This window comes from Pseudoalteromonas sp. AWM4_233, from assembly GCF_056158285.1.
The window spans coordinates 726621-751132 of sequence record NZ_JBSWSZ010000113.1; the positions used below are offsets into that span (position 1 = coordinate 726621).

The 24512-nt window shown below is 36.3% G+C and carries 14 protein-coding genes; 3 read left to right on the plus strand and 11 right to left on the minus strand.

What is annotated here, in order from left to right:
* The first annotated feature begins 209 nt into the window (after positions 1-209).
* Positions 210-4706 carry an EAL domain-containing protein gene (locus tag ACXAC4_RS24650; protein ID WP_475166886.1) on the plus strand — a complete coding sequence of 1499 codons (4497 nt, stop codon included), beginning with the start codon at positions 210-212 and terminating at the stop codon, positions 4704-4706.
* A gap of 85 nt (positions 4707-4791) precedes the next feature.
* On the opposite strand, the gene ACXAC4_RS24655 is transcribed toward ACXAC4_RS24650, so the two are convergent.
* From ACXAC4_RS24655 to ACXAC4_RS24675, 5 genes are all read right to left on the minus strand, one after another.
* Positions 4792-7554, minus strand: a complete 2763-nt coding sequence (locus ACXAC4_RS24655; RefSeq protein ID WP_475166891.1) for a hybrid sensor histidine kinase/response regulator — start codon at positions 7552-7554, stop codon at positions 4792-4794.
* 75 nt (positions 7555-7629) lie between these two features.
* Positions 7630-8520 carry a cation diffusion facilitator family transporter gene (locus ACXAC4_RS24660; RefSeq protein ID WP_475166893.1) on the minus strand — a complete coding sequence of 297 codons (891 nt, stop codon included), beginning with the start codon at positions 8518-8520 and terminating at the stop codon, positions 7630-7632.
* Positions 8521-8623: 103 nt separating this feature from the next.
* On the minus strand, positions 8624-9958 hold the full coding sequence (locus ACXAC4_RS24665) for a nuclease-related domain-containing protein (RefSeq protein ID WP_475166899.1): 1335 nt from the start codon (positions 9956-9958) through the stop codon (positions 8624-8626).
* A 91-nt stretch (positions 9959-10049) separates the two neighbouring features.
* On the minus strand, positions 10050-11036 hold the full coding sequence (locus ACXAC4_RS24670) for a WD40 repeat domain-containing protein (RefSeq protein WP_475166901.1): 987 nt from the start codon (positions 11034-11036) through the stop codon (positions 10050-10052).
* A gap of 11 nt (positions 11037-11047) precedes the next feature.
* Positions 11048-11965, minus strand: coding sequence for a WD40 repeat domain-containing protein (locus ACXAC4_RS24675; RefSeq protein ID WP_475166904.1), 918 nt, complete (start codon positions 11963-11965; stop codon positions 11048-11050).
* A gap of 1143 nt (positions 11966-13108) precedes the next feature.
* On the opposite strand from ACXAC4_RS24675, the gene ACXAC4_RS24680 reads away from it, so the two are divergent.
* Complete coding sequence (locus ACXAC4_RS24680) at positions 13109-13390, plus strand: hypothetical protein (RefSeq protein ID WP_475166907.1); 282 nt, start codon at positions 13109-13111, stop codon at positions 13388-13390.
* 82 nt (positions 13391-13472) lie between these two features.
* On the opposite strand, the gene ACXAC4_RS24685 is transcribed toward ACXAC4_RS24680, so the two are convergent.
* The 5 genes from ACXAC4_RS24685 to ACXAC4_RS24705 form a co-directional block, all read right to left on the minus strand.
* The gene (locus ACXAC4_RS24685) at positions 13473-15623 is read right to left on the minus strand and encodes a winged helix-turn-helix domain-containing protein (protein ID WP_475166910.1); all 2151 of its coding nucleotides are present in this window, start codon (positions 15621-15623) and stop codon (positions 13473-13475) included.
* Between the two features lie 259 nt (positions 15624-15882).
* Complete coding sequence (locus ACXAC4_RS24690) at positions 15883-16275, minus strand: DUF3325 family protein (protein WP_475166915.1); 393 nt, start codon at positions 16273-16275, stop codon at positions 15883-15885.
* Positions 16272-17855 (minus strand): PepSY-associated TM helix domain-containing protein, encoded by a 1584-nt coding sequence (locus tag ACXAC4_RS24695; RefSeq protein WP_475166919.1) that lies wholly within the window; start codon positions 17853-17855, stop codon positions 16272-16274. Before ACXAC4_RS24695 ends, ACXAC4_RS24690 begins: the two co-directional genes overlap by 4 nt.
* Positions 17852-18148: a hypothetical protein gene (locus ACXAC4_RS24700; RefSeq protein WP_349287656.1), complete on the minus strand. Its 297-nt coding sequence runs from the start codon at positions 18146-18148 to the stop codon at positions 17852-17854. The genes ACXAC4_RS24695 and ACXAC4_RS24700 overlap by 4 nt, the downstream gene beginning before the upstream one ends.
* A 313-nt stretch (positions 18149-18461) precedes the next feature.
* Positions 18462-19709, minus strand: a complete 1248-nt coding sequence (locus tag ACXAC4_RS24705; protein ID WP_475166923.1) for a hypothetical protein — start codon at positions 19707-19709, stop codon at positions 18462-18464.
* A gap of 261 nt (positions 19710-19970) precedes the next feature.
* Here ACXAC4_RS24705 and ACXAC4_RS24710 point away from each other — a divergent pair, with 261 nt between their 5' ends.
* Positions 19971-22166 (plus strand): carbohydrate binding family 9 domain-containing protein, encoded by a 2196-nt coding sequence (locus tag ACXAC4_RS24710; RefSeq protein WP_475166928.1) that lies wholly within the window; start codon positions 19971-19973, stop codon positions 22164-22166.
* Between the two features lie 115 nt (positions 22167-22281).
* Here ACXAC4_RS24710 and ACXAC4_RS24715 read toward each other — a convergent pair whose 3' ends face one another.
* Positions 22282-24444 carry a winged helix-turn-helix domain-containing protein gene (locus ACXAC4_RS24715; protein WP_475166933.1) on the minus strand — a complete coding sequence of 721 codons (2163 nt, stop codon included), beginning with the start codon at positions 24442-24444 and terminating at the stop codon, positions 22282-22284.
* Positions 24445-24512 lie beyond the last annotated feature (68 nt).

The following is a 24512-nucleotide window of genomic DNA, read 5'->3' on the forward strand; positions in this document are numbered from 1 at the left end:
ATAACAAACTGAGTATTTAATAAGAATTATTTTTATTGTTGCAACTATTGCTCTAGAATGTGGTGCATATATAAGCAGTTAATGATGTAAAAGTGTATTAATCTAGCTCTGCTTAGATGACTATGCTAAATTTATGACCATAATGTTAACTATTGTTTTCGACAAAATTCATAATTTGATAATTATGAATTTTTGCTTGGTAGAGTTTAATGCATTTGAAGCCTTACTTTTTTTTTATCATTTCCTTATTTTTTATAAGTTTTAATACGTTTTCAAATCAGCAAATCTATCGCCTATCTACAGAAGAAGGCCTCTCTCAAGCAAATGTAAATAATATAATTCAAGACCCTCTTGGCTATATTTGGATTGCCACTGAGCAAGGCTTAAACCGATATGATGGTATTGATGTATCCCTACCGAAACAAATAAAAAACTTTCTCCACGAACAAATCTTTCATATCAATATGGTAGATGACACTTTTTTGTTCGTGTCTACCAGCTTTGACGGCAGCTACCTGATAAATGTTCATACTTTAGAAAAGAAAAAAATTTACTCCGGTAGGTTGTCTGATAGCCAGAGCTTTACTTCTCCAATTAATGCCATACTCAAGGTTGATAAAAATTTATACGCTGCAATTAATAATCATGTATATAGAATTAGCCTTGTCAGCTATGAGTCTCAGCTCATAGGCTCCGTTGAAACAGGGCAATCCATTAGAACTTTCTTGTATCATGGCAAACACCTATTAGTAGGCGCCACTGATGGCCTTTATTCTCTATCTGCCGATGCAGAAGTTTTAACTAAGCATACTTTTTTAAAAGAACAAGAAGCCAATGAGCTCAATCAGAATGTAAAGTTATTGAAGCTAGATGAAGAACTTGGCTTACTTATTGGCACAGTAGAGGGCTTATATGCCACACCAATACTTGATGTGGGTTTTGATTATGAACAAACTACAAACCTGATCGCGTCGTTGAATATCTGGGATCATGAATTAACCCCCTCAGGTGAATTTATCGCTACAGAGTTTGGCCTGTATAAATTTAATCGAAAGACAAAAGACCTGACAAAAGCGCTATCCCTAGATAAAACGGAATTTAAGCTTAATCAACCAAACATTCTGGCGCTTGAGCTAGACGCCAATAATGTACTTTGGATGGCAACGCATAACGGGACATATTATTGGCCCTTATCTTCATTAATGTTTAACACAGTCAGCCAAACAGGCTCTGAGTTTATAAACAATAACGTATGGTCTATTTATCAGCTTTCTGACGGTTCGATTTTATATGGTACCGACAATGGTGTTGTGCATATATCGTCTTTAAGTGAGCCTTCTGAGCCAAACTTTTATTTCCAGTCTCTAAATAAAAAGGATGTGTATGGCGCTAATGCGGTATACGAGATTTTTCAAACTGACATAGATTCTCAGCTTGTTTATTTGGATACATTTCAAGGATTAAAATTACTAGATCTAGAAACTAAAACAGTAACAAACCCATCGGTTGTAAAAAGCAGCGTAGAAGCACCGTTTGATTCTTTAAATAGCTCCTCGAAACGCATTAATAGTAAACAAATTGCTTTTTTAACTGAAAGCGATTACTACATATACGATACGTCAAACCAAACTGTAGTAACCGTAGAAGGCTTGGCTGAACTGTTACCAATTTCGTCTGCTTACCGCTTCCTTGCTCCCCTTCCTACTAGGCCTGAGGATATAATTATAAGCACAATTAAAGGCTTATATGCATATTCAGTCGACTCGAAGGTCTTAACGCCAATTTTTGAATTTGACAATGCAAACGACAAAGTTTTCCAAGTTATTGATGACTGGGAGATTGTAAACGAAAGTCTTTGGTTAACTTCATCTCACCATGGCTTAATTGAATTAGACTTAGCCACTTTTAAAGTCATTAAATCGCTGAACGAAGACTATGGCTTAGATAAACAAGCTTTGTATGAAGTAATGTCTGATCCTTATGGCTTTCTTTGGTTTACGGCTCAATCAGGATTATTTCGCTACGAGTTAAACACTGGATTTCTCGAGAAATACACGATTAAAAACGGCTTACCAAATAATGAGTTTAATGCAGGCGCCAGTTTAAAACTAAATAATCAAACCTTTGTGTTTGGTACAGTGTCAGGTTTAACTTGGTTAAATACAGAAGACTTTATTGATTACAGTAACATAATCAAAACCCCTTTAAGTGTGACAGACATTAAACTCATGTCTTCAACGCTTAATTATAGCCCCTCATTTTTATTAGAAAATCCGCTCAAGTTGACTCATGATGATGCTGGACTAGAAATTAAGTTCACGAATTTTGACTTTACTCAACAACGTATAAGCAAATTTAATGCTCGCATAAGTGGTGCTGAAGATGTTGTATTAAAAAACTTAGACAAAACTAAGTTATTTTTTCCAAAGCTAGCACCTGGAAATTATACCTTAACCATAAGCGAAACTAGCTTAGACGGTAACAGCGTTATAGATAGTTTGACCATTCCGATAGAGGTTGAATACTACTTTCTAAACTCTCCAACATCGTGGCTGGTCTATTTTATTGTCGTGACTACACTATTACTGCTTTCATATAGGCAAGGAAAAAATAGACAAACAACCATTCAAAAAGCTCTGTTAGCTGTGACTACCTCAAAGCAACAAACAGAGATGGCCTTAAAGTCTACTAAAAGTGGCACATGGAAGGTCGATTTAAACAAAGAGTTGATTTATCAGTACAGAAATAAAACATCAACAAGAGAATCAGGGCAACAAAATGAGTTACCACTCAATCGTTTTATCGAACTGGTGCATCCAGAAGATAGACAAAAGGTATCTTCACAATGGGGGGCTTTATCAGCATCTAAAAATCCAAATATCAATTTAACCTATCGATTACAGAATCTAATCGGAGAATGGTTATGGTTTCAAGATATTGGCCAGGTAACAGAGTGGGATAATGAAGGTAATCCACGCATTGTATCCGGTATTTATTCAAATATTACGGACAGTAAAGCAACTAACTTACAAGCAAGCATATTAGGCCAAGCATTTTCACAAATTGATGAATGGTTGCTCATTTTAGACACCCAGCTTACTCCTATTTCAGTTAACCACAGTTTTTGTGATGCATTTAGCTTAAATGAAAAAAATGCTTTAGATGATTTAACTTTTATGACATTTGCCAAGATCTTAGGCAAAAAGAAACTTAGGCAGCTTATCAATAAAATAAAAATATTAAATGCTAACCAAAACTTTAAGATGGAATTAACGGTTGAAACGAAAAATCACATTGTTAAACCAATCCATGTCAGTGTCAACGCCATTGCAAACGATGCTGGCGTGATTGAGCATTATGTTATTGTTATGTCTGATCTGACTGAGCAAAAGAAAGCTGAAAACGAGCTACGATATTTAGCAAATTATGACAGTTTAACTAATCTTCCTAACCGTAATTTAATGTTGCAACACATTGAATTTGCGATATTTGATGCGCAAAATAGCAGCTCAACATGTGCGTTATTATTTATTGATTTAGACAAGTTTAAACCGATTAATGATGCCTACGGACATCAAGTTGGTGATAAATTATTAATAAAAATTTCTGAAAGAATAAACGAACTATTACCAGAGCACTGTATTTTGGGCAGACAAAGCGGTGATGAATTTCTAGTTTTAGTCAAAGATGTGATAACCCCTGAAAGCTTAACCTCTTTAACATCAAACCTTATTTCTGTGTTACCAGAAAAGATTGATTTAGACGGAATATCTGTGAGTGTTTCAGCCAGTATCGGCGTGGCACTTTACCCATTTGATGCAAAATCATCAGAAGAGCTAATTCGACATGCTGATATAGCCATGTTTCAAGCTAAACAACTGGGTCGAAATGGCTATAAATACTTCACAACCTCTATGATCGAACAGTATAACCGCAAGATGGTGCTAGAAACCGCCTTGAAAACTGCATACAAAGACAGCGCTTTTTATAACCACTATCAACCAATCGTTAATACATCCAGTGGTAAAATGATAGGTGTTGAACTGCTTTTAAGGTGGCAGTTAGATGGCGAAAATATATCACCAGCAGACTTCATTCCGATTGCCGAAGAAACTGGGTTAATTGAGCTAATGACAGAACAAGCCCTAAAGCGAGCACTTTTTGAGCTTAAGCCCTTGTTTGATAAGAATGACCAGTTTTATCTATCGCTGAACTTATCTCCTATCCATATCATTAGAGCTGAAACGGCTGAGAACTTATGTAATATACTGACTTCTTACCACTTACCAACGTCAAGACTGAGACTTGAAATTACAGAAACCTCGTTAATGGAAGATAAAGATAAAGCCAAGGCTTCGCTTAATATGTTAAAAGAAGCTGGCTTCAAACTCCTGCTTGATGACTTTGGTACAGGCTACTCTTCACTTACCTACTTAAATCAATTCCCTATTGATATTATTAAAATTGACCAATCTTTTGTGAGAAAAATGGATGAGCAGCATACTAATAAGTCGATTGTAAAAACCATCCACTCACTGGCACGTAATTTAAATATGTTTTGTATTGCAGAAGGGGTTGAAACACAAACTCAATTAAAATTCTTAACTGACTTGGGCTGCCATTATATGCAAGGTTACTTTTTCTCAAAGCCACTATCTATTGAAGCGCTATTAGAAAAGGCTGAGAATAAAACAAGCTGGAGATAACCTACCGTTCTTCAGCTTTTAATTGCTAGTTACACTGAAAAGAGCCAACAGCCTTTGAGTTATCATTTTTATGATGGCTATTAGGTCATGAGCAAGCTTTTGAGATGTATTTGGAGATAGCTTTATTAAGTAACTCAAACTCAATTGGTTTAGCTACAAAATCATTCATACCTACTTCTAAGCAACGCTTACGGTCTTCATTATAAGCATTTGCAGTAATTGCAATGATATAAGGAGTGCCATAATTTAAAACTTGTTCTCTAATTCTAATCGTGCAATCAAAACCATCTAAAACTGGCATTTGGCAGTCCATAAAGATTAAAGAGAAAGGTTTGCCTGCTAATCTTTGCAGTGCTTCTTCGCCATTAGCAGCAGTAAAAACTTGGCAATTAAACTTTGCTAGCATCTTTGTGGCGACAATCTGATTTACCAAATTGTCTTCAACTAACAACACATCTTGACCATTAAGATCTGCAAGATTCGTCGATTCTTTCGTATTATTTTCTGGTGTAGATACATTGGCAGGTATATTTACAACAAAAGTACTCCCAACCCCTTCAATGCTTTCAAGCTCAATTGTTCCGCCCATGCGTTCAGCCAAACGCTTACAAATTGTTAAGCCTAAGCCTGTGCCACCATACTTTCTGGTTGTTGACACATCTGCCTGAGTAAATTCACTAAATAGCAACTGTTGCTGTTGCTTAGAGATACCTATACCAGTGTCTTTTACAGAAATGAGTAAATTATTGTCTCGGTATTCAACTAACAGACTTACCTCACCTTCTTCAGTGAATTTAATTGCATTACTTAACAGGTTATTAGTAATTTGCGTTACTCGAAGTGAATCTAATTCTAAAAACTCTGGTAAATCAGAACTGAGCTGATAACTGAAGTTCACTTGCTTTTGAGACACATAAGAGCGGTGAATCGCTGATAAATCATCAAATATTTTTACAGGGCTAATAGCACGAATGTCCAACTTTAAAGCCCCAGCTTCAATCTTAGAATAATCTAAAATGTCATTTAATATTAGAAGCAAGTTTTTAGCTGATGTTTGAATTATTCCTAACTGCTTTACATCATCTGAGTTTCCTTCGCGCTCATTAATCAGTAACTCTGTTAGACCTATAATACCATTTAAAGGCGTTCTTATTTCATGGCTCATATTTGCCAAAAATTGACTTTTAGCCTTACTGGCATTTTTAGCATCCGCGACAGCTTCGGTCAGTTTTTTGGTTTTCTCGTTAACTTGCTGCTCTAACCTTAGATTAAACTCAGTAAGGCGTTCATTCAGTTTTTGGTTTTCAGAGTTTGCCATCTCCAGCTTAGTAAAACTAAGCGTTAAATTTTTCGTCAATTGAATGAATTGCTGCTGTAAGGTCAAAACTTCTAAAAAGTCATTGCCTTTTTCGTACCCATTATCACTTTGCTTACTTGGATCAAATTTATTGATTGCAGAACTCAGCGCTGTAATAGGGGCTACGAGTTGCTTGGTTAACACACCAATAATAAACCGACAAATAATGATAATAATAAGCGTCAGAAATAAAGGAGTAAGTAGAGAATTTATCGTTGTAATATTAACATGCGCTCTGTCTAAAAAAGTAACGACTGTCCAACCTAACTTATCAGACACAAATACTTGTTGATAAAAAACAGTGCCCTGCTTATCTGTATAAATATCTTGCTGTGGATTGGCTATTGAAGCGTAAGTTGTCGAGTCAAGCATATCTAAAGTGCTAAACTCATTTTCTAAAGAACTATAAACCACTTGATGTTTAGTATCTAATACAACTAATTCACCGTGGTGAGATAATAACGTTGGAATAAACTGCTCAAAAGACTCAAATTTAAGCGATGCCTCAAGTACGCCAACTAAAGAATCATATTCATAAACAGGCACCGACAAAGCTACAATAGGCTCATCACCAAAGCCTCGCCCTTTAAACACACTTGAGATATAACCTTCAGGGTGTTTGGGGGCTTCAATAAAATACTCTCGATCTGCTACACTAGGAAAGTCACCTACAAAACTATCACCCAATAATTGAGGGTAATAATTCAACACTTCAGCTTCAGGTGAAATATAGATACTGGTTCTAAAACCATCATGCATTTCAACTAACTGCTCGAGCGTTAAGTTAATATCAACACCTTGAGATATGCTATGTCCACTTATGCGTACAGCTCTAAGGTAGCTTTGTAAATAGTCATCGATTTGTTTATTAATATTCTCTGCAGAGTCTAACAACTTAGACTTCACTTCAGACTCTACTCTGCTGTAGTGGTTATTTGTTAAAACAATCGAAGTCGTTACAATAATAAGTATAACCAGTAAATTAACTGTTCGATTGAGAATGGAGTAAAGTGGCATTTCCTGCCACCTCGCTTTATTTACAAATAGACTGGCCAAATCAACGACTGCTAGGCAGACAATCGCATTCACCAAGTATTTAGATAACGCAGTAAAGACCACTAAGTTTGGAAGTTGTAATTGGAAATGGCCAAGAAAATAAAGTAAAGGTAATCCGCATATTAGCCAAAATAGTATGCCTCGGAAAAACACCATTTTGCCTTTTAATAAAGCAAACTGATTGAGCCAAATGATTTCGAGAAGAAAAACGATTGTTGGCCAAGAGTGACCCCATCGATAGAAAATAAATGCAGTAACAATTGTCAGCACCAATAAGCTATGTCTAAAACCAATCGTTACCAATGCGCCAAGCACAAACGCTTGCCCAAATAGAAACTCAGAGTTATCTAAGAACCATAAAGGTAAGAGATTGATAGCACCACCCAAAATACCCAACACAAATGTAAGGAAAATAGGTGAAATAGTTTTATTCAAAGCAAATTTAGACTTGTTTTTTCTATGTATCAATAAAGTAAAATAAAAATCATTCTCTGCCAAGCATTCATTAAGTTAATGTTCAGGGCAATTATGACTTTCTACTTGAAGTACGCACTGGGATACACCAAAAGTATTATTTAGTACTTGCTCAACCTGTTCCCGACAGGATTGGTCATGCAAATCAATTGTACAGTGATGCTTCAAAACAATATGTGCACCAACAGCAACCTCGTCATCGACTCGTGAAATAGTGACACTGTGTACACTTTCAACATGATCTGTCGTTAAGATTTTTTCTTCTATTTGATCAGAAGTGGGAAGATGCATTTCTTTGGTTAAAATTCCTTTTAAGCAAGTTTTCACTACTTTAAAACCCGTAAACATCACAAACAAAGAAATTAGCATGCTAGAGATAATATCAATCACCTGAAAACCAGTGAGGTAAATCAAGATGCTTGCAATAAATGTTGAGACCGTCGATAACAAATCGAAAAATGAATGAAGAAATACAGCATAAACATTGATGCTTTCTTTTCGACCTTTATAAAGTACCCAAGCAGACAAGCCGTGAAATAAAAACCCTAACGCAGCTATCACAGACATAAGATAAGTATTAACCACTTCACCATTTCCGTCATGATGATGACTTAATCTTTCACTACCTTCATACAAAATAACGACAGAAATCATCAAATAAAGCATGCCATTAATTAAGCCACCGGTGAATTCCGCTTTTTTATAACCATCACTGTAATTTTTAGCTAAGTGAACGGCGACAGAAGAGGCAATGAGCGCAATAAAAAGAGAGCTATTATGAACAAACAAATGGCCTGCATCCGCTAATACAGCTAGAGAATTTGAATAATACGCGCCTGCCAATTGGATCAACATGAAAGTACAGGTAATAGACAGAGCGATTAAAAGACGTCTTCTGGAAGCCTGGTGAGTAGTGATGTCAGTCATTTAAGAAGCGAGTACCTGAGCAAAGAGGAATGATATACAGTCGCAATTGTATCTTAAAATGCAGTCGTTGTGCACAAAAATATAGATACAAAACTTAGATATCTTAACTTTCCCACTCAGAATTTTGAGAAGTCTTATCCCCTATTTTGTTCAAAATATCTTTAAAAGGATTACTCGGTTTATATTCACTCAATAAAAGAACAAAATGTGAAATCTGCTCTTCCGTAAACACTTTTTCTTCATAATGCTCAATTTTGGCAAGCAACTGACCTGTATGAAATACATTATTTGGCATATTCGTTCTGAAGTCTGCTTCTTGGTCAAACACTATCAAGCCATAAATGTGCTCTTCAATGCCGAAGAGTTGTTTTACACCGGCAAGCTTCATTGGTAATTGCCTGCTTGGATTTGGAAAATTGTTTCTATCTTTTCCAACTTGCTCTGACCAAACTTCTGATGTCGTATCAGCATAAATTCGGCCTGTTTGTGACTGGCAACTAATCACAAAAATACCGTAAGGAGATAAAACAAGCTCATCAATATCTGCCATACCACTCGGGATTGGTAAACTGATTTTGCTATACAGTGTATAGTCATCAACTGATAAATGTTTCATCAAATACTTATTGACCGCCACGTAACTAAAGTGTCTAGTAAACAGCTTCTTCGCACTTGGAAGAATATATTTAATAGAAATTAAGAGTAGTAACAATAAAATTAGCAAATACAGGTAATCAACAACATAGTAAAAAAGCGTATCTAACCCAGTCGTCGGAGTATGATATTCTTGCTCTGTGGCTAAGTGAGTAACCGTAGCAATTTGCTCGGTTTGAGATTTTGAGTTTTCATTTGACTGACTAGCGAGATTGACTTGAGTGCTTGCGTCATTTATTTCAGGCGACTTGTTTAACTCAGACCCTTTTGAGTTTGCATCTTGATGTTCAAGCTCCAAAGCGCCACTTTGTTGATCGGAGTTTAGCTGAGTAAGACTTATATCTTTGTTTTGTTGCCACTGCTGCTCAAACAACTCCTTAAATCTGGTTAATTCATTATTACAGCGTAATTTATTGATAGAGCTAAGTGGATTAGACAAGCAATAGCTAGGAGCAGTATAAAATGCTTCCCATGCTTGTTGTTTCATGTCATCTGAAAATAACCGTTGTGTTTGTGGTTTAGTTTGAATCTCTTGACTTGTTTTGATTTTTGCAGAATCTGAGAATTCAGTGTGTTGACAAAATGCTTCTAGCCTCTCTTGCAAACGGCCATAACGATTCCCTAGAGATTGAAGCTCAACACCTGTGGCAGTGCCCATCTTCACAGCAATACTTTGATATTCTTTATAAAAGCGAGCACATTGCTCATAAGATAAATTTGACTGAAAAGCGGTTGAGGTAAACGAAATAACAACCAAAAAAAACAACGCGATTCTATTTGACATGTTTGTCCTTCAACTTGTTTAGCCTATTTACCCTTGAAACCTTAAACTACAATTTCATTTTAGAACCAAATTATTAATTTTAGTAGTTTAATTATTTTTTCCTAAGAGCCCACTCCTGATAAACGCCCTCACTTGTCGTAGTGACAATCTTATTATCCAACGCTTTAATATCCAAATTTGTGCTCCCCAGAGATAAAGTTTCACTATGCCATGTAAATATTTCTTTTCCAGAGTTCGTATCCCACAAAGATATATCGGTTTTCGGAGTGGTCGTTATCAATATTCGAGCACCATTATAAAATTGACCACTTCTAAACCATCTGAATCTAGCGGTATAACTTAGTTTAGATAATAATTCTCCATTATCCAGCTTGTGAATTTGTTGGTTGTCTAAGACATCCGAAACAAATAGCTTGTTACTCTGCTCATCAATAATGAGTGAACTTATTCTTGTATTCAATTGTTTTGAATAGCGTTTTTCTAGGTTATTCACTGATGACTTAACGACTTTGCCATCGGTGCCACTCGTTACAACATAACTATCAGCGTTATTGAAATAAATATGGTTAACCGTACCTTCATGTATTTTTTTCTTAATCGATGATTTACTTGCTTTGTTATAAAGAAAAACTGTCCCATCTGTCATGCCAACAGCAATAATCCCACCATAACGTGATAAATTTATTGAAGAGATTTTTGCTAGGGGCTCGTCGCTTTGTACCTTCAAAGTACCAATCTGAGCACTGTGTTCTAAATCCCAAAAATCTACATGATTTGCGCCACTAAGAAGTAGAAGGTTTTCAGATTTTTTGAAAAAAGTAGCCCTTAAGTCTTCAGGTGTTTTTGAAGGAGGCAAAGTAAATATCTTTTGCTTGCTATTAATTTGCCATATATTGACCAGCCTCTTTTCATCAATCACCAATAACTGCTCTAAGTCATCAGAAAATTGTGCTTTATAAACAAGGCTTTGACTAAAACGATGATTGTTTAACTGCTCTACCTCATACTGATTAGGCTCTTCACATCCGACTAAAAGCAATATCAATATCGTGATTACAACCCCTGTAGGTTTTATCATGTAACCTCCCATTACAGTTTATTCAACTGAGTTAGATCCCACTTTTCAACAATTGCATCAGAGTTAACTGTCAACAATTCCCCTCTGTCGTTGCTGTGCATTGCCAAAATTGTAGCTGAAGGAGTTTGTACTTCACTAGTCCAAGTCCCTAGTTCTTCTCCAGTTACTGTATCCCAAAATGTTAAATGGTTTTTAGATGATGAGGTAGCTAGTATGTTGGCATAATTAATAAAGTAAGCTTGTCTAAAGACCATAAAACGCGCCATATATTTAAGCTGTACATGCGCATTTTGGTCTTTCTCAGATTTAATTAACTGTGTTTTTAATGCATCAGAAACAAATAAACGCTTTTTTTGTTCATCCATAGCAAGTGTTGTGATCCTATGTGAAAATTCTTGCTCGGTTAATGGTTCAGGTGAGGCAAAAACACGATGAGCCAACAAACCATCTTGTGATGCTGACCAATAGTGATCATTGTCTGTGAACACAATATGGGTGACAGGTCTTGTGTGAGGTTTAAAGCGGTTATTTAATCTTGTTGAAATAGTCGCCATATTAATGGCACCATCAGACATACCTATGATTAATTTGTCGTTGTCATTCGAAATTGCAATAGACGATATAGTGGCAAGAGTTTGCAGACCAGCGAAACTTGTTTTTCCAATTAACGCTTTTCCAACAACCGACCATATTGCAACTTCATTTTCATTTGCAACAATCAGTATAGTTCCGTCTGAGGAAAGTCTTGCAAGTCTGGTATTCTCTAACTGTTCTTTTTTAGTGATCTGAAACTCTATTAAAAAATCATTAGCATTGAAAACAATTACTTGCCCATCAAAATCTAATGTCATTAACAATCCACCCTGCTTTGCAAATTGAGCATTGAGTAACTGCCGCTCATTGAGATCTGATATGACACCTTGTTGCAAGACAACCTCTTTATCACAACCAGATAAAGTAATAATGATAAAAATGCAGAAAATAGTGAAATAATGCAAAACTAACCTCAAGACAAAGCCGAAAACACGACACAGATATGCAATTTTAGTGCTGAAAATAAAATCAAAATTAAACGATGTGATTGTATGTTTTATGAAAAGATAAAAATAGCTAGAATTTAAACAATTGGTAAATAAAATGAAGAAAGCCAATCTGTGAGACTGGCAAAAATTAATGACTCTAGCATTAATAAAGTTAGCACCATTTATTGTTACGGTTATGCGCCTAACTTTTGTAGATTAATATTATAGTTAGGAACAACAATGTTTATGACTCAATCAATGCAAACTTTAATCGAATTCAACAGCAAACATTATGCGTCCTTGCCATATAGTCTCCTTGGTCAATCCTTGTCAATAAATCGCGATTACCATCCTTGCGAAGTTGCGAGTAGTGGCCATTCCTTGATTACTTCAACCATTCCTTGATTGCTCAAACCTATCCTTGATTACTCTAACCTTTCCTTGATTGCTCTAACCTTTCCTTGATTGCTCTAACCTTTCCTTGATTGCTCTAACCTTTCCTTGATTGCTCTAACCTTTCCTTGATTACTCTAACCTTTCCTTGATTACTCTAACCTTTCCTTGATTGCTCAAACCTTTCCTTGATTGCTCTAACCTTTCCTTGATTGCTCAAACCTTTCCTTGATTACTCCAACCTTTCCTTGATTACTCCAACCTTTCCTTGATTACTCCAACCTTTCCTTGATTACTCTAACCTTTCCTTGATTACTCTAACCTTTCCTTGATTACTCTAACCTTTCCTTGATTACTCTAACCTTTCCTTGATTACTCTAACCTTTCCTTGATTACTCTAACCTTTCCTTGATTACTCTAACCTTTCCTTGATTACTCTAACCTTTCCTTGATTACTCTAACCTTTCCTTGATTACTCTAACCTTTCCTTGATTACTCTAACCTTTCCTTGATTACTCTAACCTTTCCTTGATTACTCTAACCTTTCCTTGATTACTCTAACCTTTCCTTGATTACTCTAACCTTTCCTTGATTACTCCAACCTTTCCTTGATTGCTCTAACCTTTCCTTGATTCAATAAATTAAAAGCAAACTGTAGTGTTAGGAGCAGCTTTACCTGGTAAAGGCTCTACAACACATTTAATACCAGTAGTAGGTCTAGAAGGAACAATTGTGTTTTGGTTGGAGTTAACTGATTCTCCGCCGTTTATTGCAGCAGTTTGTGAATACGTAAGCTTGGTGTTAGAGAGCTCTTTAAGTTTTTTCTTATTAATGGCTAAGAACATGGTTCGCCTCATTATTGATAAAAATGAAGAATTAAGTTTATTTAAAATGTTTAAATATAACTGCATTCAAACACGAGCTAGCTTTAAAAGCTGAGTACATGATAGCGAGGGTTTATGAAAATTGTCATGAGCGATTAGTTACAAATACCTGATAGAGCAAACTCACATTTCAGTAATCATTCTGAACGCTCAAGTAAAACAACCTCATTACTCGTTAGCTTATGAATTTGAAGGATAATATTTTCTAAATCTGATTTTTTGACAATCGAAAAATCAAAAATAAAACTATCTTTTTCTGAGAATTCATTAAAGACAACTGTCTCCTTTTGTGTCTCCAAAGAGTATTTTATAAGGTTCTTACCCGTTGAATAGTAGATATAATTATCCAAATAACGCCAATTTATATATGGATGACCTTTCAAAGAAAGTAATAGTTGAGAAGTACCCTCGGTAGGATCAAATAAGTGAAGGTTATTGTAAAAATCTTGATAAATGATTTTATTAGAAGATGATTTAAAAACTCGACGAGCATCATTATGAATAATTTTTTGAAGCTTCTCGGTCTCTAAATCTAATGTCCAAATATGTTGTTCACTCTGATTGCCTTCCAATATAAGTAATAGCTTTGTCATATTGAACCATGCTAAGTGAACAACTTGATTGTCCAGTATAAACCTGTCTACCTCGTTATTATCTTCAGGTCTAAATAGAACAACTTGTTTACTTTGGTGCAAAGCCATTAATCCGCTACTCTTATTAAAATCCCCCCTCACTACACTATCCATATCCAAAGCGTCTGACAATACAGTTAACTCTCCATTAGAATAAGAATTCAGTTTTAAACCTTCATTCTCACTGAAAAAATAGAACCCGTTACCACTAGTCATAGGTGAAAATTCATTATTTCTCGTATCGGTTATCTGCTCAAATGTATTGGAAATCATGTTATAAATATAAATATCAGCGTCTGAAGATTTAGTAGTCGCAATAAACGAATCTCTACTCACAACAATATTACTGAAGTTTCTTAATGAAACTGCTGTTTTCTTCAAAGAAGCTAAATTCATATCATAAGAAGACAATTGCCGTGATCTTGCCTCGTACCATAAGAGTAATTGTGAACTTTCATCCCATTCAACTCTATTTATACTGTCATTGGATTCATGTACTTTTATTTGCATGCTTCCATCTGGGTTGGCAATGTGTACTTGACTGACCCCAGTTTGCCTTCTTACGAATACTATTTTCTCTTTATTGGGTGAAAGTGACACGAATCTATCACCATAAGAGTCAATATTTGGTGAGGTGACTTGAAACTCTTCGCCAGTTTCTAAGTCTCTAGCAACGAGAGCTGATAAACTAGGTACATTTCGATAACCAAACTTTGTATAAATTATTCTATTGTGCTGCTCATCTGTCACCATACTTAATATGTATTGTGAATTACAGTCTAAAACCTTTTCTTTAAATGAAACTTCATTACTTACCTTAAAATCAGCACGCCAAACCTCACAAAATTTCATAGCATTATTGATAATTTGATAATAGATACTATTGCTATTCGAAGCCCAACCGATCGGATAGCTATCATGTTTCTCAGAAATGATTTTGGTGTTTTTATGCGTTTCTAAATCAATGAGAAATATTTCATCAATCCCCGTTTTCACATTTTCTTTTGTTACCGCTAATTTTTCATTTGAGGGTGAAGGATTGAGAGAAAAATAAATACTATCATCCGAAATGGAAAGTTTTTTTGATTCAAATTGGATAGGGCTAGGCTCTTTTGCAAACCAATAACTGCCAGCAGAAACAAATATAAAGATTGCTAGAATTGATAGAAAAAACTGAGTTGAAAAAATTTGAAAAAACTTTATTTGCGCGCTTGAACTCTTCTCTTGTTCGTATGAAGTTAAAATAGGTTCAATATGATGATCTTGTTGCGCATTTTCTTCTAATACCTGATTTAAACGTTTATCTTTATCTTCGAGTTTTGTTTCTCTAACAAACTCCACATCGCCGACAAAGCTATAACCTTTTTTGTAATGCGTTTTAATTAAAATTTGTGCACTATCAGAAGATTTTAGGATCCTTCTTAAGTCTGATATAGCTTTATTAATTGCGTTATCATCCACATAGTGGTTTTCCCAGACACTACTGATGAACTCATCTCGTGAAACGATACGATTAGGATTCAGAACAAAGTAACAGAGAATTTTGTAGTTAAGTGGCGTTAGCTCTTGCGTCGTACCATCGCTTACTAAGCTACAACTTCTTGTTAAAAGCAACCAGTCTGCAAATTTAACCTGAGTAATATTAGCATCTAACAAAATCACACCACCTTTTTAACTAAGCAGCATTATTATAAATTTAAAATATTGCATATCAATCAGTTATTCATACTTTGATACACTCAAAAGCAAATCTATGTAAATGAATCATGTAGCTTATTCAGCAATCACTCAGGAAAACATAAACACTAGAAAACCCCAAAACACAAATTATGTTAAATTGACTGCATTATTAATAATTTCATAGTGTACCCAGTAAAAAATTATCAATAACGTTAGTTAAATCTTTGGATAAGTATTAAAAGAACAGAGTAAAACTTGTTACTAACAACCCATAACCTACTAAGTAGAAATATGCCGAGCTAGATGAAATCGCACCAAAAATCTTTTTTGGTAACCATATTAAACTAGCCGCAGTATTTGTCGGGTTAAATGCAAACATCACACTCACGAGACTACCTAAAAATGTGAGTAAAGCGCACACCCAAGCGATACCAACCCCGACTCCATTATCAAAAATTAATAGGGCAATACACATAGCTAGCAATGCGTAACCTGTATACCTAAAACTAGATTCTAGTTTATTGTTTCTTTTAGGAAAATTTGAGATTTGCTTATTGTACTTCGGCATTGCAAGCAATAAGAAAAGCAACGTATGAAACATAATTAACATCGAGAAAAGTATAATCATGATGCATGACCCCTTTTAAAATCAGGGCCTGCTGAGTGTTCTTGTTGGTTAACTTTTACATTGAATATTTTATTTAGATAGTTACCTAAGACAAAACATGCCATTGCAACAGTAATACAAACTGCATCTACCCCAACAAATACCCAATTTTGATTTAGTACACTAAACAGTAAATTGTGCTCCGTAGTAATAGCATTCACTATTGGCACTAAGACGTACAAAAAACCCGTCAAGAAAGTTAAGCCTACCCAAGCGCTATCCGCTTTTTTGGCAATAGCCTTTGCAACTGCAACTAAAACAAACGCAGAGAAAGTAATAAATAGAGAGTTAACTTCCCACAACGTACGTTCAGATAACTCGGTTGGCAGTACCCTATTAGCTATCAAATATATAGCGATACCGGCTGGCAAGCCTAGCAAACAAGCTAAATTTAGGCCTTCCGTAAAGCGATAACCCAAACTACCACCACCACTTTTTATCGCTTTAGTTCTTCTTTTCACGGTCCAAAGCACCATGCCAGATGCAATCATGCCTGTACCCAATAACCCTGTTAAAAAGTACAACCACCTTAGGGGCGTTGACGCAAACAGGCCTTCATGTAAAGAACGAAGTACGTAATAAAACGACTTTGAAGACTCATGACCTATTTGCGCTTTGATTAGTTCACCAGTGTTTGCATCAAATACCCATTTATCTCTGCTGTCACTTAAGTTTTTGTGAACACTACCAGCTTCGAAAATGGCATTTTTATCGCCTAAATTCGACACAGAAAGCCATGCTAGAGGCTTGCCAGCCATCTTTTGTTCTGCTCGCTCTAATAATATTCTTAACTCTAAGGAGGGTTCACTAATACCAGACGCTTTAACACTTGTACGACTGAAATACTCTTTAAAAAACGCATCTCTGCCTTCTTTACCCTCGCCATAATGCGCGTTCATTATGAGTGGCATTAGAGTATAAAGAAGTAACAAAAAGCCCGTAAAAGTGATCATGAAATGAAAAGGTAACGACATAACACTCATCAAATTATGTCCATCTAACCATGCTGTTGGCTTTTTACCACGTCTGAAAGTGAAAAACTCTTTGAAGATTTTCTTGTGGATCACAACGCCTGTGATCAAAGCCAAAAACATAAACATAGTCGCAACACCGACAATATAATAAGCAATTTTTGTGGGTATATATCTAAGTCGATAATGCATTCTATACAGAGTTTGCCCACCAGCCGTCGCACGTGGGTTTAACTCCTCACCAGTATAAGGGTTTAACTTTATGCGTTGGCGCTTATTATCTGCATCACGGTAAGAAATCGTTAAGAACGGCTGCGTTCTGTCAACAGGAAAACTGACTGAATAGTTTTTTAAATCAGCCCCCTTAGTCGCTAAAAACTGTTCAAGTACTGGCAACGAATCATCAACAGTTGCATAAAATGTAGGTGTTTGAGGCGTCATCCAGTCGTCTAGTTCATCATCAAAATAGCCTACGGTGCCAGTCAAAAAGATAAAAAACAGCACCCAGCTTAATAACAGTCCAACCCAAGTATGCAACCAGGCCATTGATTGTCTAAATGCGCTTTTCATAAAACTTCACCGAAATTTAAAAGCAACCAACAAATAGCGCCTAAAAAGAGAATTAAGATAGAAAGAAAACTCGCGGCTTTTTTAAGATTATTCACCCCGAAAGACCACATAACTACAGCTGGAAAAACAATAAAAACCAGCATGGTCGACCATGCAACTGCATGCATTTTCTCAATTGGGAGTAAAAACGACACGCATAAACACAACAAAATCGAAAAAGCAGAGCCACCAATCACAGCAAGTAACGTTCTATTCATTACTTCTATTTTGTGGGTATCAAAAACTAAGCGCATGACAATCCAAGGAAAAAACACAAGAAGCAAAATGATAATAATTCTCAGTTTTTATATCAATAATTTATTTGCAATAATCATTAATAATCGCAATTTTTACAAATGTAACAGCTGTAAGGTGCTGTAATTGCTTAGTAACTGAATATTAGACAAACTGACAGAGCTTTTATGATTGGATGAATAAAAGCGGGTAACATTGTCGTTCACCCACTAAGTTGACGTTGTATTGCAACACTGTCTCTTAGAGCAAATAAGCTACTTAGTTATAGCCTTACCAATTCATTTTGGTAAGGCTTTTTTATCTCAGTTAAATTTAATGAGTCGCTGAAGTACTTTGTTTCACTTTGGCATATTCAGCCTTACGATCTAAATGATAGATAACGGTATATTCGAACCAATTTTGTATATTTGTGTATAGCTGGTTATTTGGGTCCAACTGTGACGCACTCCATTCTTTATTCAGTACCGAGCAACGTTGTTTTAGCTCCGTATTTAACACTGATATAAGATGATTTTCAGTCTGAGTTAAAGAACTAAAATATTGAACATAAGCAAAGCTAGACGCATATAAAGCACTACGGTTTTCTAACCAATGCCCACTTGGTTCTATCAGATCTTTAAAACTAAGTGGTTCGCCAAGATGTCCACTTCGCTGTGCCCATTGTTCATAATCTACAAATAACTCTGGCGTTTTATGATCAACATAATGTGTAAAATATTGTGCTAAGCCTTCTTGCGCCCAGCGATGCATATAACCAAATTGAACAAAATTTATCGCATGAACAGACTCATGCACCAAAACCTGAAGTAAACGCGTGCCCAGTATTTGATTTTTGTCATTATGAGGGATTTTTACAAATCCAGTATGTAACCTTGGTAAGTAGACGCCTTGTACTTTTGCTGACTCTTCAGCGTCATGTTTAGCAAGCGCATTAAAGTACTGAGTGTGATTAAGGGCCAATTTAATATTTACATCTGTTTTGAAAAGCTTTTCAGGACCTAACCATTTTGAATATGTTTCATAGACCCGGTCAAGGTAACCCCGCATTTGAGTTTTTATCCATTTTTCAGTGCCTTCGTTATAAACCGAAGAAATAGAATACTCCCTGCCATTATGCAATATCACTAAATTTAAATCGTAATAATCAGAATAGACTCGATTTGTTTGCTGAGTGTCAGGGTCATATTTTTCTTCATAAGTTAAAGGTTTTAATTCCATATCTTTACAAAGCCTTTCTTGGACTGGAGAGACTTCAACCAACTCCCATGGGTGAGGCTCATGTGCTGTAAAAGAATGATCTTGTTCTACAAACTTCTTCCCAACTCGAATGACTTCTTTCTTATTTTCTTTTGAATCAATAGGTAGCTTTAATGAGTTTGGTTGTAGCGATTGCTCAACTTCAATATTATTTATCTGTACTTTTGAACTTTCAGTTATGTCAGTTTGTTCTTCTTGATGTGAGACTGATGTGATAAAAAGTTGCACAAGAACAACTAACGCGATAATGATTATCGCAACAATTGAAAAAACACGAACTCCTACCCTATTGTTATCACTCATATAATTTTGCTAGCCGTTTAAGTCATGAAAGTAACTATATAGACTCCAGCCAAAATAAACCAAAGCTTTACGTTGTTACGCCTTAGAATTCCATCTATAAAAGTATTTTGAAACCTTACCAAAACTATACCAAGTCAGTTAAGCTTCTGTAAAAATTAAATAAATCACGTTTTTGTCACCTTTTTTCTCAGCTTTATCACTTCTTTCTAAACGAATACTTTCACTATGACTCCTGTGTTTAATCAACTTAGTAGTCGAACCATGGGCAATATCAAACAAACAAAATCTAAGCTATCAGCTTTCACCAAACACTTTGCTATTTTAGGGTTAGTAAGTTCACCATTTATTTATGCAAGCGATATTTCAAACTATCAGAATAGAAGCGTCACTCCTCCTAAAATAACAAGCTCACCAGAAATCGACGGCATTATCACATCATCAGAATGGAAAAATGCGCTAGTTATTGATGACTTTGTCGAATTTCGCCCTGAAGTTGGTCAAGCGCCCGACCATCCAATTAAAGCATTCGTCGCATATGATGATGAGTATTTTTACGTTGCAGCTCATATTACTCAACCGCATAACACCATTACAAATAGGCTACTAACCCAAGGCAGCAATGCTTGGAATGAAGATTATTTTGGTTTAGTGCTAGACACAAACTACGACAAGTCTGATGCCTACCTTTTCCATGTCACGCCTTCTGGGGTAAAAATTGATGGTCTAGTAGACGGCTCGAATTACATAGAAGAGTGGAAAACCATCTGGTATGCCAAAACAAAGAAAACTGGCAAAGGCTGGGATATTGAAATAGCCATCCCAATGCAGTCTATTTCATTTGATGAAACCAAACCGAGCTGGGGCCTGCAATTAAGATATAAAAGCTCAAAACCATACCAGCAATATTATTGGAACCTCAATAACACACAAGACAGCCCGTGGAACGCAAACCAAGTTGGTGAAATCAAAAACATTAGGGGGCTCAAGCAAGGTAAAGGCATTGAAGTTCGAACAGGTCTAAGTGCAAACAAGGTACGCGAAGATTCAAACTTTGAGCCTAGCATGGATATTGGGTATAAATTTACCCCAAATCTAACAGGGTTACTCACGCTTAATACTGATTTCAGCGGAACAGAAATTGATGCCCAAGACGTAAACATGACCCGCTTTAGCAGCTATTTCAATGAACAAAGAGATTTCTTCTTACAAGATGCTCAACTATTCCAGTTCGGTCAATTCGCGCCATTTTCAACTAATGGTATGCCATTTTATTCACGCCGGATCGGTTTAAGTCCGCAAAGTGAAGTATTAGATATCAATTGGGGGACAAAACTAACTGGCCAAGTTAGCGAAACGCAACTTGGTTTTTTAAGCGTGAATCAAGATAGTGCACAAAACAATGAAGAAAGTAGTAGCACGCAATTAAGTGTTGCTCGTGCCAAACAACTTATCAATAAAAATCATTCATTTGGCGGCATTTATACACAAGGCTCATCAACAGGTTATGACGACTCAACCATAGGTGTTGACTATAGTTATAACGATATAATTTTTGACGATCAAAGTATCCGATTCAACACTTGGTACAACGATGTAGATAATGAAATGGCAACAGGTGATGACACAGCATCTTATGGCCTGCAATTAGAATTACCAAATGATACCTTTTATTGGCGTACTCGTTATCAACACATTGGTGAAGACTACAACCCATCTCTAGGCTTTGTTAGCCGTAAAGGTATTGAGTATAGCGAACATGTTACTCACTACAGAGTTAGACCGAGCGAAGGCGTATTATCAGAGCACCTAAACTTTTTCATGTTTGTAGCAGGTCGTTTTGCAACTCATGATTTAGAGGGTGAACTATTAAGCGAACGCATAACATTTCAACCACTTAGTTTTCAAACCAAAAATAGTGACAGTTTCAGAATTGCTTACAATCGGAAAACTGAAAAGTTAGTACAAGACTGGGCATTTTCAGATTCAATTAGCTATAAAGCAGGCGAGCATCAATTTGATAGCTGGCAATTCGTTGCAAGCTCTGGCACACAAAGACCTTTTTACACTACTTTCACCGTTAACTATGGTGAGCATTTTAGTGCCGACCTAGTCGATTACTATGCGAACTTATACTATCAACCAAATCGTCATGTTTACTTAAATGTAGGTCGCGGTAGTTATTACTATGAGCAGAACAACAATAAGTATGCAGTACACCGCAGTCATATTCGTTTAGATATCGCTATTAATGCCGACTGGTCTTGGAACACATTATTGCAGCACAACACGAGAAGTGAGCGGTTTTCATTATTCAGTCGTTTACGATATCAAAGTGCACCCGATGAGCTTTATCAAATCAGCATAGCAAAAGGATATGACGTCAGTGAAGGTTGGTCTGACAGGGTCGAAACCAATGATGAAACGAGTCTAAAAATAAACTATATCCATCGCTGGTGATCTGAATAGCAATAACAAAAGGGCTTAAAACAGCCCTTTTGTTATTGAGCTTTTAATAGTCACTCACAAATATAGAAACCCACCAGTACAAAGTAACGCTTGATATTCAAATAAGTTACTGCGCAATAGTTCTATGCACTTCACTGCTTAAATGCACTAATTTACTGTGAACAAATCTGCCATCTTTGGCTGTAAGCTCACGACCAATATCGAATGGAAGAAAATGAGGTTCAGCGCCAATCGTTAACTCAACCCCCATCCACTTTCCTCTTTGTTCACTTGGGTATAAAAATTGATTTTCGTCGATCACAGCAGCCAATAAAGGAATTGGGTCATTTAAGCTCACAAGCTCAGACGCTTCATCAATCGAGCCATCTATAGTACTTGCGTCAAATATTGATGAAAGGGGTAAATCAAAAAGTGTACGCTCGTTCACAATCATGATTACATCTCTGCCACCATTTCGTTTCGACATAACACGATCAATTTCAAAACGCTCGCTGCCAACCAAGGTATGAACCTTTTGCATTTGCGTATTATAAATATCAACGCGCACCTGTCCGTTTTCTCTCACTGACACTGAAAAAAGCTGACTGCTTAACCAGTCTAAGCTTAAAATATTGCCCGTCACTGAAATCGTTCTATCAGCCAGGTTCTTATCAGCTGCCAATAACCAAATAACTTTGCTTTCAAAGCTCGTTATCCACTTATCATCTGGAGACAGAGCCAAGCCATAAAACCTTAAGTAGGCATTAAAATCGCTCACTTGCTCGGCTTTACTTTGCGCTGATTGCTTATAAATTTGTGTTTTACCCGAACGTTTCGAGAGAAAATATAAATCGTCAGATGTGTTTGCAAATGCAGGGATAAAGTCATAACTACTCGAGTTGTCTATTTCGAAATCAATACCTGAGTTTTCAGACTTGCTGAGCCATTCAATGTTATAGTCAGCAGCTTCGGTGGTGAATACAAAGTCATCATTTACGTTGATCCGTTCGATATTACAGCAAATATAGTCACTAAAACTGGCCACTAGCTTAGGCTTAACATCGGTCTCTAAGCTTTGATAAAGTAACTGAGTCGCTGGCGGCGCATTCGTGAAAATTACCCCTTGTTTATCGTGCGACCAAGCAACATTGTTAGAGCGGTAAGGCAACGTAAACTCAGGACTTATATGTGAACGTGCTTTATTTTTATTTTCAAACTTAAGCTCAGATTCTTTTACAGTAATATCTGATAAAGCCAATTTGAAAACACCACTGTGGCCAATCGCCGTATGTGCTAATAATACAACGTCATCACCTGAAATTTCGAACCGTGACGCTGTCCATTTTTTTGCTAAATTAAGTGAAGCAGTTTTAAACGCAACGTCATCAAAGTGCGCATATGAAAGGCTATTCGCTTCATAGCCTTGGCTGCTATGGTTAATAAAATAAATACTATCGGTATTTGCAGCATACTCGTTATCTCGCAGTATGCGCTGTGGACATTCAAGTTGACTTTGCTCAGTGATCACAAAAGCACCTGACTCAACAAGCCCTTTGAACCAACCACATTTACCTGCTTTATTTGCTCTCACAACTAACTGCCCACTTTTATCAAAACCAAGTAGATACGTAATCGATGAGAATGGGGTAATGATTGATTGAACAGCGTCTTTCCCTAAATCAGCTGGTCCCTTAAAGAGCTGCCCTTCACCTTCAGAGAAATTAATAAAAAGCACAGACTCTTGATCTAAAGTCACAACTGGCGATTGTTTGACTCCAGTCATACGAGTTAGCGTTTGCGTATGACCATATTTAGGCTCAGGTTGATTGTCTGAGTAGGCAACATAGCTCATAAGTACAACGAACGAACACAAACATAAAGACGCTACAATCTTCGGCCATGTTGATTTTTGTGCGCTCTTTGAAAAGGGAGCATGCTGTTCAAGGGACTCAAAATGGTCATTTTCAACCCTAACTGTAAGCTCTGTAATTTTTGCAACAAACCGGTACCCTTGCTTAGGCACAGTTTGAATATATAAAGGTGACTTAGGGTTATCATCTAACGACTTTCGAAGATTTGCTACTAGCTTATTAATCGCATTGTCACTGACAATAACTTGTTTCCAAATTGCTTGTTGAAGCTCATCTCGCGTAACAATACGCTCAGGGTTAGCAATAAAGAATTCAAGCAAAGCGAGCTGGCGAGGATCTAGCTCAACGACCTTACCTTCTAGCGTTAAAATTTGAGTGGTTTGGTTAAACTCACAACAACCAAACTGAATAGACGACATAAAACGATCCATATTAAACAAGCAAAGTCACTTTAGTTGATTAAAGTGACTTTGTTAATAGCTTTGGG

Excerpts from the sequence above, each read along its gene's own strand:
- ACXAC4_RS24650 (WP_475166886.1), top strand. The coding sequence starts at position 210 with ATGCATTTGAAGCCTTACTTTTTTTTTATCATTTCCTTATTTTTTATA.
- ACXAC4_RS24660 (WP_475166893.1), bottom strand. The coding sequence starts at position 8,520 with ATGACTGACATCACTACTCACCAGGCTTCCAGAAGACGTCTTTTAATC.
- ACXAC4_RS24665 (WP_475166899.1), bottom strand. The coding sequence starts at position 9,958 with ATGTCAAATAGAATCGCGTTGTTTTTTTTGGTTGTTATTTCGTTTACC.
- ACXAC4_RS24670 (WP_475166901.1), bottom strand. The coding sequence starts at position 11,036 with ATGATAAAACCTACAGGGGTTGTAATCACGATATTGATATTGCTTTTA.
- ACXAC4_RS24690 (WP_475166915.1), bottom strand. The coding sequence starts at position 16,275 with ATGATTATACTTTTCTCGATGTTAATTATGTTTCATACGTTGCTTTTC.
- ACXAC4_RS24695 (WP_475166919.1), bottom strand. The coding sequence starts at position 17,855 with ATGAAAAGCGCATTTAGACAATCAATGGCCTGGTTGCATACTTGGGTT.
- ACXAC4_RS24700 (WP_349287656.1), bottom strand. The coding sequence starts at position 18,148 with ATGCGCTTAGTTTTTGATACCCACAAAATAGAAGTAATGAATAGAACG.
- ACXAC4_RS24705 (WP_475166923.1), bottom strand. The coding sequence starts at position 19,709 with ATGAGTGATAACAATAGGGTAGGAGTTCGTGTTTTTTCAATTGTTGCG.
- ACXAC4_RS24710 (WP_475166928.1), top strand. The coding sequence starts at position 19,971 with ATGGGCAATATCAAACAAACAAAATCTAAGCTATCAGCTTTCACCAAA.
- ACXAC4_RS24715 (WP_475166933.1), bottom strand. The coding sequence starts at position 24,444 with ATGTCGTCTATTCAGTTTGGTTGTTGTGAGTTTAACCAAACCACTCAA.